This window comes from Sulfuricurvum sp. RIFOXYD12_FULL_44_77, assembly GCF_001830725.1.
In the GTDB taxonomy this organism is placed as follows: Bacteria; Campylobacterota; Campylobacteria; order Campylobacterales; family Sulfurimonadaceae; genus Sulfuricurvum; species Sulfuricurvum kujiense_A.
This window is the reverse complement of the sequence record NZ_MIBU01000281.1, coordinates 1-17,855: the sequence shown is the minus strand read 5'-3', so window position 1 is coordinate 17,855 and position 17,855 is coordinate 1. Positions and strand designations below refer to the sequence as shown.

Here is a 17,855-nt window from a genome sequence, read left to right as displayed (position 1 = left end):
TAGAACTTCGCTCACCGCTTGCAAAAAAGTGTTGTCTGTACAGCAATTAGATTTTTCGAGATTGGCTAAGATTTTTTCGACCAAAACGTTCTCCTTGTGAACATAGGTGTATTCAAACATAGATGACTATTTCAACTCACCCCAGTGGTTCCCGATGTGCATCGAGGTTTTCAGCGGAACGCGTAGCTCTAAAATACTTTCCATAACCTCGACAAAGCGCACCGCGTAAGTCTCTGCCACATCCTCATCCACCTCAAAAATCAGTTCATCGTGGATTTGTAAGAGCATTCGGGCACGTAAACTCTCAGCGCGGATCATCGTATCGATCTTGTTCATCGAGAGCTTGATAAGATCACTCGCGGAGCCTTGGAATACGGTATTGACCGATTCGCGCTCGTAGGCCGCTTTGAGCATCGGAGTAGCGGAACCGAAATCAAAATAGCGGCGACGATGGAGCAGTGTCTCGACATACCCTATCTCTTTAGCCTGTTCAACGATGCCGTTGAAATACCCCTTGACACTCGGAAACGTCTCGAAATAGCGTTCGATAATCTCTTTGGCCTCTTTGGTCGTGATCCCTAACGTATCGGAGAGCTTTTTTTGCCCCATTCCGTACAACAGACCGAAGTTGACGGTTTTAGCAATATTTCGTTTACTCGCGGCTTCCGTTTCGCCGAACAACGCTATCGCCGTTTGCATGTGGATGTCGTGCCCCTCTTTAAAGGCGTTAACCAATACACTGTCTTGGCTGAAATGGGCGAGGAGACGAAGTTCGATTTGCGAATAGTCGATTCCGATCAGCTTTTTCCCACGCGGTGCAACAAACGCTTCACGGATACGCATCCCCAGTGCCGTTTTGACTGGGATATTTTGGAGATTCGGATTTTTGGAACTGAGCCGTCCCGTCGCCGTCCCCGTTTGGACAAATGACGTATAGATACGCGATGACGAATCGTTTTGCGCCAATGCGATCAGCGGTTCGATATAGGTCGAATAGAGCTTATGATACTCGCGATACTGCAACAGCATCGGAATCATAGGATGTTCAAATTGAAGTCCCTCCAAAACCTGCTCGTCGGTGCTATAACCCGTTTTAGTCTTCTTACCGTGAGCGAGTCCCAATGTCTCAAACAATATTACACCTAGCTGTTTCGGAGAATTGAGATTAAATACGGTTCCGCATGCGCTGTGGATTTGCTCCGTGAGGGTAACAATCTCTAATGACACCTCTTTTTTAAATGTCTCCAACACCGCCGTATCGACAGCAATCCCCTCGCGTTCCATCCCCAGTAACGTCATGGTAAACGGAAACTCAACGTTAAACGCTTCATCGAGCGCCTCTTGAGCACCTTTTAGCAGGAGTTGTTCTCGTAGCACTTCGTAAAGACGATAGGTGATATAAGCATCTTCTCCCGCGTATTTACACGCATCCTCGATTGCGACAGAGGCAAAGTTTTCCCCTTTTTTGACCGTGTCTTTGAAATGGATCATCTCATGGTTCAAAAGGCTCTGAGAAAGGTTATCCATAGAGAGTGAGCGGGCGGAATCGGTGAGCCACGCCATCACCATTGTGTCAGCATGAATATTAAGACGATCCACTTCTAAAAATCGGGTGATGAAATGGAGGTCAAATTTGATATTGTGTCCAATCACTTTGCGTGTGAAGAGATTGAGAATCGCTCTCTTCGCCGCCTCATGAGAGACTTGATCCCCAACGCCTAGATAACTGTGCATCATCGGGATATAATAGCCTGTTTTGCTGTCGCTACTGAAACTAAAACCGACCAGATGATCTTTGGTAGGATCGAGTCCCGTTGTCTCGGTATCGAAAGCAACAATCGCGTCGTGAGGGATGGCTTGAATAATAGTGTGTAATGTTTCGTCATTATCAATCAGTACACTGCATCCATCAATATTCTCACATTGCGGAACTGCTACTTTTTCAACTGTTGTGACTAATATAGTGGATTGCGACTCTTCAAACAGCGCTTTTGCCTTAATGGTTCGCAATACTGCGTTCATCTCATAGTGAACCAAATCATCATAGATCGGGAGAAACGGATTATCGAAGTGCATTGCAAATTCCGAAAAATCGAGGCTATCAAACACGTCATCTTTTAGACGTACCAGCTCACGGGAGCGGAACGCATCCTCTCGGTAGGTCTCTAATAACCCTTTGATCCGAGGCGGTGTCACCTCTTCGAGTCGCTCATACATTGCATCGAGTGTGACAAACTGCGTTAAAAGCTTTTGTGCCGTTACCTTTCCGATCCCTTTGACTCCTGGGACATTGTCTGCCGTGTCTCCGATAAGGGATTGATAATCGATAAACTGACGGGGGTGAACACCGTATTTTTCTTCGCAATGGCTCTCGTTCATCACTTTTTTACTGATTGCATCGACTAAAACAACCCGATCATCATCAATCAGTTGATAGAGGTCTTTATCATGAGAAACAACACGTACCAAAAACCCGTGTTGTCGTGCTTGACGTACTACAGAGGCGATCATATCATCGGCTTCAAACCCGCTTTGAGAGAGCGATTTGTATCCCATTTTATCGATCCAATCGATCGCGATAGGAAGCTGCATTATCAACTCTTCGGGTGCGGGTGAACGGTTGGCTTTATAGTTTGGATCGATTTCGGCACGAAAGCTCGGACCTTTGGCATCGAGAGCAAAAATCAGATAATCGCTGCTGTGATCTTTGTGCAAAGAGGCGATAAAGTTTATAAATCCGGTCAAAAGACCTGTCGGGAAACCTTGTTTATTTCTCAGAGGAGGAAGCGCATAGAATGAGCGGAAAAAAAATCCAAATGTATCAATAATCGTTACGGTAGGTTGAGCCATCAATCGCCTTTATCAGGCGCGAATTTTTTCAAGTATCGAATCAATCGATGCTTGAAGTTTTGCAATATCATAGCCTGCTTCTTCCGCTTTTTTAAGGCCATAGGAGATTCCGTGTTCCCCAAAAGGGTTGTTGATCGGAAGAATTGTTTTAATGATATTGAGTGCCGTAGCAAACTCTTTCACTTCATCCGGTGCTTTTTCAGGTGTATCGGAGTATTCAATCATCTCCACAAACTCTTTATCAAAATTCCAGTGGGTAAAAATTGCGGCGGTAACCGTTGCCGTCGTCTCTTGAACATACGAACGCTCAACGCTGGCAATATCAATAGCACTGTCAATGTCTGCTTTAAAATTGGTCGCTAACTCTTCTTGGATAACGTCGCTGGCAATGATAATTTTCCCTGTCTCCTGCAAAAAAGAGGCTAAAAAGAGTTTATCGGCTTTAGCACGGTCAATTTTCATGTACCACTCATGCGTCAATGCCGCCTGCATTGACGAAATTTCAGCAAAACGATCCGAACTGATTCCATAAGGTTCCATGTCGACATTGAGGAGTTTTCGAACAGAATTTCCAAGACCGATAGATCGGGTCATACTCATCCCGAACAAGGAGACCGCTTGTCCTACGTTAAGTATTTCACGTCGAAAACTGTACAGAGGAGAGTTTGCCGCTTTGAGTAAGTTGGCAACGATCATCGGATCGTGCTCAACGGCTTCAATCAAATCATGAATCGAGCTATCAGGATTGTTACAAATTCGTTGCATATCAATCACTGTTTTTGGAAGCGGAGGCAAAGATTTAATACTGTTTATAATCGAACTTTTCATTCAAATGATCCTCTACAAAAGCAATTAGGGTTATTATAGCTTATTTAACTCTAGAGCCAAATATTTTCCGGTAAAGCTGCCCGTTTTTTCCCAATCTCTGGCGACGCATTCAGGATCACCCTCAGCAATCAGCAAGCCGCCTCCGCTTCCCCCTTCAGGCCCCATGTCAATGATATAGTCGGCATTTTTAATCATATCAAGGTTGTGTTCGATAACGAGTACCGAATTGCCCAACTCGACGAAGTTATGTAGCACTTTGGTGAGACGGTTCACATCATCGAAATGAAGTCCCGTTGTCGGCTCATCAAGGATATAGAGGGTATTACCCGTATCACGTCGGCTAAGCTCTTTGGCAAGTTTAATACGCTGTGCTTCCCCGCCTGAGAGGGTGACCGCATTTTGTCCTAACGTGATGTAATCAAGTCCCACATCGCTGAGGGTTTGTAAAATAGCTTTGATTTTCGGAATCGGGGCGAAAAATTCCAATGCTTCCCCCACCGACATATTAAGGACATCGGAGATCGTTTTCCCCTTGTACTCGACTTGGAGGGTTTGAAGGTTATAGCGGCTGCCGTGACACGAATCACATTTGACCATAATATCGGGGAGGAAGTGCATTTCGATTTTGATCTCCCCTTCCCCCTGACATTTTTCGCAGCGTCCCCCCTTGACGTTGAAACTAAATCGTGACGACGTATAACCGCGAATCTGAGCCTCTTTTGTCTTGGCAAAGAGATTACGGATTTCGTCCATTACCCCCGTATAGGTTGCAGGGTTTGAGCGGGGAGTACGTCCGATAGGGCTTTGATCGAGATAGATCACCTTATCCAGTTTTTCCAGCCCCTCAACCTCTACCCCTGCAACACGGTTGATTTTACGGGCATGATTGAGAATTTCACGAGTTACGGGGAGGAGCGTTTGTAAAATCAAAGAGCTTTTACCGCTTCCGCTCACACCCGTTACACAGACGAAATTATGGAGGGGGATTTTGACACTTAAATTATTAATATTATTTAATGTAACATTATTGATCGACATCCACTCTTTTTGCGCTCTTCGGTAAAAATATTCGATCTTTTTCCGACCGGAAAGATACTGCGCCGTTAACGTATCGGATTTTTTCATCTCCTCTAGTGTACCCGCAAATACGACGTTCCCGCCGTATTTACCCGCACCCGGACCTATATCGACGATAAAATCGGCATTCTCAATCGTCTCTTTATCGTGTTCGACGACAATAACGGTATTCCCTTTTTCCTGCAATGAACGTAATGTTCGGATCAGTTTGAGGGTGTCGCGTTCATGCAAGCCGATACTCGGTTCATCAAGGACGTACATTACCCCAGTCAACCCGCTTCCTATCTGGCTAGCGATACGGATACGCTGTGCTTCTCCCCCACTGATCGTACGAGCATCGCGACTGAGAGAGAGATACCCAAGACCCACATCAAAGAGGAAAAAGAGGCGTTCGCGAATTTCATTTAAAATCGACGCTGCGATCATTGTACTCTGATCACTCAGACCATTAAAGGTTTGGGGATCGGCAAACCATGCATACGAATCTTTGAGCGGCATTGAGATAACATCACCGATCCCTTTATCGGCTACACGTACGGCAAGCGACTCCCGCTTCAGTCGGTGGGAATTACAAATATTACACGGCTTTTCAGACATATAGTCAGCAAGATCTTTTTCATCTTTAAAAATATCATAGGCAATACGGACGATCCCCGGCCAAATACGCTTGATTGGATGATCTTGCCATTTGAACTCCACTTCATCGACGCTCCCGTGAAGAATCGCTTTCTTTTGATACTCTTCGAGTGTATAGAATGGAGCGGTAATGCTAATCCCTGAAGCGGCACAAAACGCTTTCAAAAAGGTAAAGTAGTACCCTTTGTTAAAACCGTAAACAATTTTGATTGCCCCTTTTTCTATCGGAAGCTCAGAATCGATGATTTTGTCATAGTCTAGCGCATAGCGAATCCCTAAGCCGTCACACTCACTGCACGCTCCCTTGGGAGAATTAAACGAAAAAGAGAGGGGCTCGAGAGGATCAAAACTGACCTTACAATCAAAACAAGCGCTGTGCTCGCTGTAATGGATCAATTTTTCCGCCATCCCTACTTCGTCGTGATTTTGGATCTCGATCTCTACCTCGCCGTACGATTCTTTGAGCGCTTTTTCAACGTCTTGAGCGACACGGTCATGGTTGTCATCTTTAATGATCAGACGGTCTATGACCACTTTAAGGGTATGTTTTTTGGTTTTGGAGAGTTCGATCTCCTCGTCTAGACGTACCATAACCCCATCTACCATCGCACGAACGTATCCTTTATGTCGAAGCGATTCGAGGATGTCGGCGAATGATCCTTTTTTCTCTCGGACAAGCGGTGCCAAAATGACGATCTTAGCCCCATCGGGGAGTTTTAACACTTGATCAATAATATCCTGAGCCGACATTTTGGAGATTTTCTTGCCGCAAAGATGGCAGTGTTGTACTCCGATACGGGCATATAAAAGGCGTAAATAGTCATATATTTCGGTGATCGTCCCGACCGTTGAGCGGGGATTTTTAGAAGTGGTTTTTTGATCGATCGCGATGGCAGGAGTTAGCCCTTCTATTTTATCGACATCGGGCTTTCCGACACGATCCAAAAACTGTCGTGCGTACGAAGAGAGTGATTCGATGTAGCGGCGTTGCCCTTCGGCGTAGAGGGTATCGAATGCCAACGTCGATTTTCCGCTCCCGCTGATTCCCGTACAAACAATCAACTTGTTTTTTGGGATTTCCAGCGAAATATTTTTGAGATTGTGCTCTCGTGCCCCAATAATTTTAATCATATCCATAATTCTTTACCCCGCGATCAATTTGTATGCTGTAATAGCAAAAATAAGACAATAAAAAAAGACTAAAACCCTCTTATAATGGGTTACTTTAATTCGATGTAAAAGCCAAATGCCCACTATAATTCCGACAATTGAGGAAAATGCTACCACGAATCCTGCCTGAGCGTTAATCATCCCCAGCCAAAACAGTGTAACAAATGCCGAAATCGAGGTAAACATCACAAAGAATAGCCCCACGGCGGAAGCTTTTTTTAGGGGAAATCCCATAAAACTCACCAGTATCGGTGTCATTAATATCGAACCGCCCACCCCAAGCATTCCAGAGAATACCCCAATTGCACTCCCTATGACAGTGTAGAGAGGACGATTAACAACTTCCGCTTTGGTAGGTGCAGGATTCGACAGAGCTAAACGACCCAATGTGAAGGCTACGATACTTAAAAAGAACCATTCTAAGAGGTTTTCATTTAAAAGTTTTACCAAAAATGCCCCTGCCATTGCCCCTAATACTCCACCGTATCCGAAATATTTGACATCACGGACGACATAGGTTTGATTTTTATGGTGAATCCAAGCCGCCATCAACGATCCCGCAACCATTTGTGTCACCGAAATACCGATCGCCTCTTTGATCCCAAACCCCATATAGAGTAAAATGGGGACACTGACCGTCCCTCCGCCGATTCCGAAAAATCCTGAGAGGATACCGACACTGATACCTAAAAGGATTAATTCAATTGTCATACTTTTTCTTTACATTCTTTTTCAATCGCGCGATTATACTCCCTTAGTGCTTCAACGAATACCCTTTAAGTTCAATTGATTTTACGCTATAATCAATTATCATACTTAAAAAAGAGTGAGGATGTGATGTTACCCATTATTGTCGAAGCTGCAACTAATTTTTGTATTCATCAAATCCGTCTCCCTTACGATCTTGTACCCACATCCGCTAAAAAGAGAACACTTCTTGCTTATATTGATATTGAAACAACAAACGGAGAGTCTCACCGTGCTTATATTGGTTGTGACGCAATGTTGATTCAAAGCATTGCCGAGATATTTTTAGGCGAAGATGAAAGTGATGAACAAACACTCATCGATATGCTCTTGGAGACAACCAATATGATCGTCGGAAGTGCGAAAGTGCTTGCGAGTGAGTTGTACGAAACAACAATGACGATTGCGACGCCGTTTGTTTTATCGCACGAAGAAATTGCATCGCTTCACTTGGATGACGTCCAGTGTATCGGCATTGATGGCGGTGAAATGACAATCGCATTACAAAGGCTCTAAGAGATGGATGAAACAGTAGCAGAATCTACCCTTCCTAAAGATCATGTTTTTGATCCTGAACGGGAACTGTCATGGATGGATTACGAAGGGTTACTCGATATGGAAGTTGAATTTGTTGCCGATTTGGGACAAACGACACTTTCGTTGGAAGAGATACTGAAGCTTGAAAAAGGATCTGTCATCGATTTAGGCAAACCGGCGGGTGAGAGTGTTGAATCTTATGTGAATCGGCGTATTATCGGCAAAGGAGAAGTCATGGTTTATGAAAAGAACTTAGCAATCCGTATCAATGAGGTGCTCGATTCGAGTGCCGTACTTTACTACCTTTCAAAAGAGAGACTATGAGATACCTAATCCCTTTACTTCTACTCCCTGCCCTTCTATGGGGAGCTAAAATTTTAAGCTATAACGTCTATGATCGGAACGATCGTGTGGACGTTATGCTGACGTTTGATACCCCTTATGAAGGGGTACTGCGCCAAAATCGTCAGGGCAATACCGTCGTTATCAAACTTGAAGAAGCATTTATTGAAGATCCGAAAGTCAAAGAGGTTAATTCAAAATATTTAAGCAAACTTACTATTTCGCCCCAAGAAGAAAATATTGAAATTATTGCAGAAGTTGCAAACGATGTCATAATGCAGGCGTCTAAAACATCTGATTCGTATGGTCTGCGCTTACGGTTTACTCACCCTCTCCCTAGCGATACTATCATCCAATCCGCCCCTATCGATGAAGCCGCTATCGGCGCACTTCCAACTAAAAAAAGTAATGAGTTTGAACAAAGCTATTATGTCGTTATCGGTATTTTAGTGATCGGTATCGGTATTTTATTTTGGCTAAAACAAAATATAGCTAAGCGTACCGCAACACTCCAAAGCGAACCTAAAGCGCCTTGGCTTTTTAACAAATCCACTGCCGAAGTCAAAGCAACGCTCTCTAATCCACTTCCCCTTTCAGGAGATAGCGGGGGTATCCATATTCGGTTCCAAAAAACACTAGATCCTTCCCATACGGTAGCGATGCTTGATTATGGAACCATGAGTTATTTGGTGCTATTAGGGAATAACACCCTTTTACTTGATAAATTTCAAGATAATATCCCTATCACTCAAAATGACTTTGAGACCCTCTTACAGTCAAAACACCGAGAGCTTGACGGCTATTTTCAACTCGCCCCCGCTCAGGATGAAGTATTTGATTCGTATAAAGAAAAAGCATCAGGAGTGTATTGATAGATGGATTTAAAACAAAAGCTCACTGATTATGGGTGTGGCGTAGAATTTGTAGATATTGCTTTAGGGTATCACCAATTTTACAATCCTGAACACGATATAGAAACTTTTATCGAATACGTTGAAGAAGAACATGCCAAAGTCGAAGCGGCCGAAGCTCAAAAAGAGATTGTTGATGCTTCAGGGCTTCTTCTGGAGTTTGAGGATGAAAAAGAGGTCTAATCCTCACCTCTTTTTATAAATCTCACCGACTCGCTTGAGCGAGAAGCGCATCCGATTTGATACTCTACCATCGAGGTAAACGGATCTAAAAAGTGCTCAAAGCTCCCCTGTGCTATCTCTTCTGCCCCTTGTTCATTCAATAATTCCAAAATGCTCAGTGTCGATTCAATCGTTGAGAGACAAAACTCTTTAGGTTGCTCTTTGATCCGAAACTGCGAACTTTTAGAGTGGGTAAAACTCACTTTAGGGAGATTCTGAATATTTTTACTAAGACGAAGCATCTTCACCGAACACGGCCATGTCGAGTCAATGATAAATATTACTACCTGCTTTCCTTCCGCTTCGATTTTCTGCTGATTTAAATTAAGAGAGTTTTTACCGGGATAAAGGACATAACAGAGATTATTGTCATCATCGATTAATGCATTGATAGCCCTATGGTCACTAAAATCGATATCGATGTAGAGTTCTGAGTTGGGAAGTGAAAGGTGAGTCAGGCGTCCTGTGCCGTTTTTCGTTTTTTTAAACTCTTTCGGATGCATTAAGATAATGAACTTTGTACGTGTCTCTATCGGCTTGACATATCGGCACATACACGAGCTGAGGGGACGGTAACATTGGTAGCATTTTTTTCTTGACTCTTCTAATTCATTCATCGCGTAATCTATCTTCTATTGCTTTTCATTATTATATCTAAAAGAGTATTTTGGTCTGTTCATACTAAAATTTTGATATTATCTTGACAGCATGAGAGCTATAATTCATCAAAAAAGATGGAAGCACGATGCATTTAGCAGATAATATTTGGGTTGTTGTAAGTGAAGGATTATTTTTGTTCGGACTTGTCATTGTGATATTGGTAAAAATCGCCGCAAATATCAATAAATGACACTATTGTATCCCTACCGCCATTATATGGTCTCTATTGTATTGCTTGCCTCCATTACATTGGTGAGTCAAGCGTTCCGTACAGAGCTGGGACTTATCAATATTGCATTAATTCATTTGATACCGGTTCTGGTCATTGCTCTTCATGGAAAAATGGGCTCGACTATGATGGTAACTGCCAGTTCCGTTTTGATGTTTGATCTCCTCTATGTCCCGCCAAAATATAGCTTTGATGTCCATGACCTTACCTATATATGGAGTTTTATTATCTTTTTTGCCGTGGGATACACGATCAGTTATCAGGCTAAGCGGATACAAACAAATGCGATAAAAGAGATATTTCTCAATACCCTCTCTCATGATCTAAAAACTCCGTTATCCTCTATACTTGGAAATGCTTCTATACTGTTAAAAGAACAGATCATTGATCCGAAGACGCGTCGGGATGTATTAATTCAGATTAATGATTCAAGTCAGAGAATGAACCGTTTGGTATCCAATCTTCTTGACAGTGCACGTTTGCAAGACACCCAAAGTGCACTGCGCATGGAGTGGTGCGATTTTGAGGATATCGTCGGAGTCGCACTTCAAGAGTTTCGCTACAACCCGAAACAGTCTCAAATTGTGATATCTATTGATCCTCAGTTGAAGCTCTTTTGGGGAGATTGCGCACTTTTGGTTCGTCTTATCGTTAATCTTATCGACAATGCACTCAAATATACGGATGAGGGAAAAACAATACGACTTACTATAACGGAAACAGGAGAGACCATAAAGATAATCTGTTTTAATGAGTCACAACCGATCAAAAAAGCCGATCTTAAAAATATGTTCGATCGCTTTTATCGTTTAGAGCATAGTGCCGATATCGGGGGAAGCGGTATCGGTCTCTCTATATGTCGCGATATCGTTAGTGCCCATAATGGAGAAATAGAGGCGTATAATGTTCAAAATGGTGTCTGTTTTGAGATCACTTTTTCGGTTACTAAATCTCCATCCGGCGGATTGAAAGAGCTACTATGAAAACGCAAGAGTTGATTCTAATCATTGAAGACGATCAAGCTATTTCAAAAATGGTAAGTTTGTCGCTCCATCAGCATGGATATAAGACATTGGTTGCCGCTGATATAAAAAGCGCATTGCGTCTGATACAAACCAATAGTCCCGATTTAATTATCCTAGATTTGGGTCTCCCTGATGGAGACGGTAAAGGGCTGATCAAAACCATCCGATTGGAACTTGCTATTCCGATTATTGTGGTATCGGCCCGCCATGAAGAAAAAGAGGTCATTGCTTCGCTTGATTCGGGGGCAGATGATTATGTCTTGAAGCCGTTTTCGATTGATGAGCTGCTTGCTCGCGTCCGCTCGGCACAGCGACGTTTTTTAGGTCTTCAGCCTAATGTAAATGTTATACTATGCCATGAACTTACATTGGATATTGAACATCATCTGGTTTTAAGAAAGGGAGAATCTTTGAAATTGACTCCAACGGAGTTTAATTTGCTAAAATATTTTATCCTTCATCGCAATCAGGTGCTCCCTTATCCCCGTATTCTCAAAGAGGTATGGGGCGTGGGATATCAAAGTGAGATGCAGTATTTACGAACCTATATTAATACATTACGTAAAAAAATAGAACCCGATGTAGCACGTCCGATCTATATTCATACCGAGATGGGTATCGGGTATCGTTTTACATGTGATACGTCAAACTTCGATTAAAGGATCCAGTATACATACGCAAGAGATTAAACTTATACTTTATAGCTTTATTGTTCTCATTCTCATCGGAACCGCACTTCTTTCCCTTCCGTTTGCTCATAACGGAGAGTTGCGGTTTATTGATGCTCTTTTTACCGCAACCTCTGCCGTATGTGTGACCGGTTTGATCGTCAAAGATACTCCTGTCGATTTTACAGCCGCAGGACAGGTGATCATTCTGGTATTGATCCAAATCGGCGGTCTTGGATATATGACGGCCGTGACCTTTATGGCGGTTATACGTAAACAAAAAATCGGACATCGTGACCGTCTGATACTAAAAGAGTCTCTAAACCACCCCGGAATGGATGGGTTGGTACGATTTTTAAAAATTGTTTTTGCTTCTATCATCATTATCGAAGTCGTTGGGATGGTTATATTGACGTTCCGTTTTTGGGTCGATATGCCCTTCGATAAAGCGGTATGGCTTGGAGTATTTCATGCTATTTCTGCGTTTAACAATGCCGGTTTTTCCCTTTTTAGCGATAATATGATGGGCTATCGCGGTGACACAGTCATTAATCTAACCATTCCGATTTTGATTATTCTTGGCGGTTTAGGGTATATCGTATTACTTGAAATTTACAATTATCGGCGCGGTCAACTTGTCCGTATTTCCACCCATACTAAAATTGTTTTGTATATGAGTGCCATACTTATCGTTAGTGCTATGGCATTACTCCTCTCTTTAGAGTGGAATCATGCATTTGAGTCAATGCAGTGGAATGAAAAGATCTTAGCGGCTTGGTTTGCTTCCGTTAACTACCGTACTGCCGGATTTAATACGATTGATATTTCAACGTTGACCGATTCGAATCTCTTTTTTGCGACGTTCTTTATGATGACCGGAGGGAGTCCTGGAGGTACTGCGGGAGGGATTAAAACGACGGCAGTCGCACTCGCACTGATCGGAGTATGGTACACCCTTAGGGGAAATACCCATGCCCATATTTTTCGTCGTTCCATTTCACCCTATCAAATTAACAAGGCCTACGCTGTTATTTTCGTCGCTTCGATTTATGTCGTCTTTTCTACCATTTTGTTGAGTGAAATTGAGCGTTTACCGTTTTTAAGAATATTATTTGAAACGACGTCTGCATTCGGTACTGTAGGCTTATCAACCGGAAACGGAGGCGTTCTAAGTTACAGTGCTCTCTTTAGCGATTGGGGAAAACTGAATATCATTGTGTTGATGCTTATGGGGAGGGTAGGAGTATTTGCTTTTACCCTTATTATTGTCGGAAAAGCGATAGAGAGTCGCATCCAATATGCAGAAGGAAAGGTAATTATTTAAATGGAAACATATGCAGTTTTAGGGTTAGGAAAATTTGGATTTCACGTTGCAAAAGGGCTGGCGCAACAGGGACTTAGCGTTATTGCGGTAGATATGGATGAGGAACAGGTGCGTGAAATAAACGAATTTGTCCAAGATGCTATTATCCTCGATTCTACCGACATTCGTGCACTTCGCGAAGCGGGAATCGGCAATGTCGATGTAGCGGTCGTCAGTATCGGTGAAAATATCGAGGCGAGTATTCTCACCGTAATGGCACTAAAAGAGCTAGGGGTTGAGACGGTAGTAGCCAAAGCGATTACGACGGTACACGGCCAGATCCTCTCAAAGCTCGGAGCCGCAAAAGTGATCTATCCGGAGATGGAATCCGCTAAAAAAATCGTTAAAAAAATGGTTAAAAACATGCATTACGAGACGATCGATCTCTCAATTACCATGAAAATAGCGAAACTCACCGTCCCCTCTTTTTGGATCGGAGCATCGATACTCTCCCCGATCTTTGAGGATGAATATGAAGTAAAACCGATAGCGTATAAACACCAAGGTATTTGGTACACTTCGTTTGAAAAAGACGATATTCTGGAAAAAGGGGATATCCTCGTCGTTTTAGGAAACAGCGGTCATATTGAAGCGCTCAGTAAAAAGATTTAGTCCCCTTAGAGCTTGTTGGCAATCGTTTTAATTTCGTTGACGAGTGCCTGCTGTCGAGCATAAATGTATTCAATAAGATAGCTCTCATACGGTTCTATAAGATTCAATTCTACGACTACCTTCGTAAATTCATCCCCCTCTTGTATGTACTGTATTTTCCCTGAAACAGCCATAGTTACCATCCCCCCATCAAACCGTTCTAGAGGAAGATTAAATTGCAAGCTAACTTTGGAGTCCAATTTGAGAGGAACTTTTGAGACACTTAATTTACACGCAATTGATTTAATTGAGATATCGAGTATAGTTCCGGATATGACACTTTTGGCTGTAGCTATCGTCACATGCATCCGATGATCACTTTGGATACGGATATATTGACGATTATTTCCGGAAGCTTGCAGCGGTTCAAAATTGGACAATACGGCTATCTTTTTGGCTACATCGACGATTTTAACATTCGCGAGAATATCGAATGGGACATTGGCCCCCTGAATGACGACATTCCCTTCCAGTTTCATGGCATAGCCTTGGATCTTTTCGATCGCAACGTAAACCATATCATTCGAAATCTTGACAATACGTGCCGCCGTGCTGATACGAATACCTTTGTAAAAATTAAGCAGTTTTACCGGTGTCTTTGTCAAAATCATTTTTTCAAGATAATGAAGCGCTTGTGTTTTTTCATCGACTTCTTGTGGAGCTGCGGAAATCTGAAAGTGAACAAGATGGGCTAAATCACGTGAAAGAAGCTGCTTTTGATTGATATGGTCTATGATGCCGATCGCTTTATTTAGCTCAACCCCATGCATATCGATAATAAAAGAGTCAATAACCGGAGAAGCGCCTTCTATCGATATTTCAAGATTCAGATTTTCATGAAAACGTTCTAATTTATGTTTAAGTTCGTCTAATGTGAGGCTTGAAGAGATAAGGGTATAAATATCTTTATGCCATTGAGCCATCTGTGTATCATGATCAAAATGGGTTTCTGCAAGCTTCAGTATCTCTTTACAGATATCATTGTAAACGTCTTCGCCACGCATTTCAATGATCTTATCCGAATTTTCAATGTACATAACAATGATCGGAATCGCCTCATTTTCTCTTTTGTGGATAACAAACGCATCTTTAAGAAGTTCAATGAAACCCATTCGGTTGTGGAGTTGTTTGTTGCATTTTTGAATGGGTGCGTTCAAAGGGATCATACTGACAAGGAATTCACTATCTTTTAGCGGTTGGTTGGTGACAAAATACTCTTTTGACTCACCGCTGCTATCTTTACGCGAGACTATTTTTTGAGAAAATCCGGATGTTTTAAGGAGCGAAGCCATCTCTTTCTCTTCAAAAAAGCAATCCAGATCTGAGAGGCTTTTTATCCCGAATTTACGCTTTAACGTATCATTGGCATAAACAGCTTTCCCCTCTTTGTGTATCCAAAAAAGATTATTGGAATATTCGGATATGGTACGATCATAGTTACTGAGGATAGATTCATTGTGTTTTTTGACCAATGTCGAAAAAATCCCCATCATAACCTGAACAAACTCCTCTTCATTTTGAGGAATAGCGTTAACACTGGAAACACGTAAAGAGAGAGCGGCTCGTAATACGTTAATATCTTTATACTCAGGTGTCAGAACAATCGACTCTAGGGATTGGATCAGGGCGATAGAATTTTTTAAATCGGGGGTTCGTAGAAGATCAGCTGAGCCGCAGATAATGAGTAAGTGACAGTTTAAAGGTGAAGCGTCTATTTGAATCTGATCAAAAGATCTGAAATCAGACGTACGGAAAACAGATTCAGCAGATTCTCGAAATGGTAAATCAGTTCCAGATTCATACACAACGAGCAAATCAAAGTGTTTGGCGTACTTGGCGATTTTTAGAATGGACACCTTCATCCCTGATGTTTTAAATAACTATAATTGTACCCTATAAGAGACTTTTCCCCACTTAAATCAGGGCAAAGTTAGCTTGAACACAGTTTCTGCTAATATTGCAAAAAAGATTTAGGAAATATTTATGCTCCGTTTTGCCCCAAGCCCGACCGGTGATATGCACATCGGCAATCTCCGTGTCGCTTTATTTAATTACATTTGTTCTGTTCAGCGTGAAGAACCGCTCTTAATCCGGATCGAAGATACCGATAAAGAGCGCAATATTCCGGGAAAAGAGAAAGAGATATTTGAAATACTGGCACTCTTTGGTATCGAATACCAAGAAGAACAGTTACAAAGCAATAATCTCCGCTTTCATCGTGCAATGGCACTACAACTTCTCCAAGATAAAAAAGCGTTCAATTGTTTTTGTACCCCTGAAACACTCGATGCCAAGCGTGAAGCTTCCAAAGAGGGGAAAATTGCCTATCGTTATGATGGAGCGTGTGAGAATCTCCATGCCGAAGAGGTGATCGATAATCCCCTCCCCTTTACGATCCGTTTGAAAAAACCGAGCCATTCGATTACCGTGACCGACATTATCAAAGGGGAAAGTACCTTTGCAGCCGATGATATCGACAGCTTTATTTTGATGCGTGCCGATAAATATCCAACGTATAATTTTGCGTGTGCCGTTGATGATATGCTCGCCGATATCTCTCTTATCATCCGTGGAGAGGATCATCTGAGTAATACCCCTAAACAAATGGCCATCCACGAAGCGTTGGGTTACGACAAAAAAATAGAGTACGCCCACTTGCCGATTATCCTCGGAAACGAAGGTAAAAAAATGTCGAAGCGGGATGATGCTTCGAGTGTTAAATGGCTTCTTGAAGAGGGGTATCTTCCCGAAGCGATCACTAATTATCTCATCTTGATGGGGAACAAACCTCCGTGTGAAATATTCTCGCTTAAAGAGGCTATCAAGTGGTTTGATCTGAAAACCCTCTCCAAAGCACCTGCTCGTTTTGATATCGATAAGCTTAAATTCATCAACCGTGAACATCTCAAAGGGCTTGATCCTAAAGAGCTTTCACGATACGTCGGATTTGCCGATGAAGAGATCGGAAACCTCGCAAAACTCTTTTTAGAAGAAGCAAGCACCCTCAAAGAACTACGTGCTAAAATTGGTGCGATATTTGCTCCGAAGGTTGTCCCGGATGAGTACAAAGAGGGGTTTGATGTATTACGCGATTTAACCCTCAAAGCTCCCCATTTTGATGACTATGAGTCGTATAAAGCCTATTTGATGGAACACAGCGGCCTCAAAGGGAAAAGCCTCTTTAAACCGTTGCGTATTCTTATCGGCGGTGCAGAGCACGGACCGGAGATGAACGATCTCTACACCCATATTAAAAATTATCTTAAAGAGGTGGCAAAATGATGGAGGGTATTATTTCAGGTTTGGGCGGCATTGTCCACTCTCTCCTTACCGTATATACGTGGGTAGTTATCATCGGAGCCCTTTTGACGTGGGTGCGACCTGATCCGTACAATCCGATCGTGCAGATTATTTACCGACTTACCGAGCCAGCCTATCGTGCGGTTCGCAAGATTATGCCGACCGTGTTTAACGGTCTGGATTTAGCTCCGATCATCTTGATCGTTTTATTGAACGTAATCGATGTAATATTGGTTAATATCATAAATGCGGTGGTTATGTCGTGAAACTCTCCTTTTCCCTTGCGGCACTCCTTTGCGCTAATCTTTGGGGCGTAACACTTGATGAGATCAATACTAAACCTCCTTCCCGTGAAAAGAATTTTTTAATTTGGCAATTTTTACGACAAGATATTAATGCGACTCAGGCTGCGGAAGCTTTTTATCAAATCGATACCGTCAATGAGCGGTTTTTATTCGACTACGCTTGCAAAACTGATGAAGCTGAGATTCGATACACGGCAGAGTGTCTCCAGAAGGTCTCTACCGATTTAATGAGCATTGTTGAAGATGATTGTCTCTATCTAGCCCTCACACCGATAAAAGCACAGCATTTGGAAAGCTATGAGCGTGAACTCATCGCTACCCGTTTGGGGGATCG

16 protein-coding genes and 1 pseudogene are annotated in these 17,855 nt (G+C 42.6%); 11 read left to right on the top strand and 6 right to left on the bottom strand.

The annotated features are described in order from the left end of the window. Nucleotides 1–126 precede the first annotated feature (126 nt). The 4 genes from polA to A2517_RS10410 are packed head-to-tail and all read right to left on the bottom strand — an operon-like array spanning nucleotide 127 to nucleotide 7,272. On the bottom strand, nucleotides 127–2,850 hold the full coding sequence (gene polA, locus A2517_RS10425; RefSeq protein WP_294896773.1) for a DNA polymerase I: 2,724 nt from the start codon (nucleotides 2,848–2,850) through the stop codon (nucleotides 127–129). Between the two features lie 12 nt (nucleotides 2,851–2,862). Further along, on the bottom strand, nucleotides 2,863–3,678 hold the full coding sequence (locus A2517_RS10420; protein ID WP_294896771.1) for an HDOD domain-containing protein: 816 nt from the start codon (nucleotides 3,676–3,678) through the stop codon (nucleotides 2,863–2,865). A gap of 33 nt (nucleotides 3,679–3,711) precedes the next feature. Continuing rightward, nucleotides 3,712–6,528: an excinuclease ABC subunit UvrA gene (gene uvrA / locus A2517_RS10415; RefSeq protein ID WP_294896769.1), complete on the bottom strand. Its 2,817-nt coding sequence runs from the start codon at nucleotides 6,526–6,528 to the stop codon at nucleotides 3,712–3,714. 6 nt (nucleotides 6,529–6,534) lie between these two features. Further along, a complete protein-coding gene (locus tag A2517_RS10410) occupies nucleotides 6,535–7,272 on the bottom strand; it encodes a sulfite exporter TauE/SafE family protein (protein ID WP_294896767.1) in 738 nt (245 codons plus the stop codon). A 126-nt stretch (nucleotides 7,273–7,398) separates the two neighbouring features. Between A2517_RS10410 and A2517_RS10405 the strand changes: the two genes are divergently transcribed. From A2517_RS10405 to A2517_RS10390, 4 genes are read left to right on the top strand one after another with little or no spacing between them, the layout of a single operon-like run. Next, nucleotides 7,399–7,824, top strand: coding sequence for a chemotaxis protein CheX (locus A2517_RS10405; RefSeq protein ID WP_294896775.1), 426 nt, complete (start codon nucleotides 7,399–7,401; stop codon nucleotides 7,822–7,824). Between the two features lie 3 nt (nucleotides 7,825–7,827). Continuing rightward, nucleotides 7,828–8,169: a flagellar motor switch protein FliN gene (gene fliN / locus A2517_RS10400; RefSeq protein ID WP_294896765.1), complete on the top strand. Its 342-nt coding sequence runs from the start codon at nucleotides 7,828–7,830 to the stop codon at nucleotides 8,167–8,169. Then, entirely contained in the window at nucleotides 8,166–9,059 is an 894-nt protein-coding gene (locus A2517_RS10395; protein ID WP_294896763.1) for a hypothetical protein, read from the top strand. Before fliN ends, A2517_RS10395 begins: the two co-directional genes overlap by 4 nt. Before the next feature lie 3 nt (nucleotides 9,060–9,062). Beyond that, nucleotides 9,063–9,281, top strand: a complete 219-nt coding sequence (locus tag A2517_RS10390) for a hypothetical protein (protein WP_294896761.1) — start codon at nucleotides 9,063–9,065, stop codon at nucleotides 9,279–9,281. On the opposite strand, the gene A2517_RS10385 is transcribed toward A2517_RS10390, so the two are convergent. Continuing rightward, nucleotides 9,278–9,937: a tRNA-uridine aminocarboxypropyltransferase gene (locus A2517_RS10385; protein ID WP_294896759.1), complete on the bottom strand. Its 660-nt coding sequence runs from the start codon at nucleotides 9,935–9,937 to the stop codon at nucleotides 9,278–9,280. The genes A2517_RS10390 and A2517_RS10385 overlap by 4 nt on opposite strands. Nucleotides 9,938–10,166: 229 nt before the next feature. Here A2517_RS10385 and A2517_RS10380 point away from each other — a divergent pair, with 229 nt between their 5' ends. From A2517_RS10380 to A2517_RS10365, 4 genes are read left to right on the top strand one after another with little or no spacing between them, the layout of a single operon-like run. Next, nucleotides 10,167–11,192, top strand: coding sequence for a DUF4118 domain-containing protein (locus A2517_RS10380; protein ID WP_294896757.1), 1,026 nt, complete (start codon nucleotides 10,167–10,169; stop codon nucleotides 11,190–11,192). After that, entirely contained in the window at nucleotides 11,189–11,893 is a 705-nt protein-coding gene (locus tag A2517_RS10375; RefSeq protein WP_294896755.1) for a response regulator transcription factor, read from the top strand. Before A2517_RS10380 ends, A2517_RS10375 begins: the two co-directional genes overlap by 4 nt. Next, nucleotides 11,871–13,226, top strand: a complete 1,356-nt coding sequence (locus A2517_RS10370; protein ID WP_294896753.1) for a TrkH family potassium uptake protein — start codon at nucleotides 11,871–11,873, stop codon at nucleotides 13,224–13,226. The genes A2517_RS10375 and A2517_RS10370 overlap by 23 nt, the downstream gene beginning before the upstream one ends. Further along, nucleotides 13,227–13,877, top strand: coding sequence for a TrkA family potassium uptake protein (locus A2517_RS10365; protein ID WP_294896751.1), 651 nt, complete (start codon nucleotides 13,227–13,229; stop codon nucleotides 13,875–13,877). It begins immediately after the preceding gene. Nucleotides 13,878–13,882: 5 nt separating this feature from the next. Here A2517_RS10365 and A2517_RS10360 read toward each other — a convergent pair whose 3' ends face one another. Then, nucleotides 13,883–15,772, bottom strand: a complete 1,890-nt coding sequence (locus tag A2517_RS10360) for a PilZ domain-containing protein (RefSeq protein WP_294896749.1) — start codon at nucleotides 15,770–15,772, stop codon at nucleotides 13,883–13,885. 127 nt (nucleotides 15,773–15,899) lie between these two features. On the opposite strand from A2517_RS10360, the gene gltX reads away from it, so the two are divergent. The 3 genes and pseudogenes from gltX to A2517_RS10345 all read left to right on the top strand — a co-directional run. Continuing rightward, entirely contained in the window at nucleotides 15,900–17,198 is a 1,299-nt protein-coding gene (gltX, locus tag A2517_RS10355) for a glutamate--tRNA ligase (protein ID WP_294896747.1), read from the top strand. Continuing rightward, entirely contained in the window at nucleotides 17,195–17,482 is a 288-nt protein-coding gene (locus A2517_RS10350; protein ID WP_294896745.1) for a YggT family protein, read from the top strand. Before gltX ends, A2517_RS10350 begins: the two co-directional genes overlap by 4 nt. After that, a pseudogene (locus A2517_RS10345) lies at nucleotides 17,479–17,855 on the top strand (hypothetical protein); the annotation flags it as partial. The gene A2517_RS10350 and the pseudogene A2517_RS10345, both read left to right, overlap by 4 nt.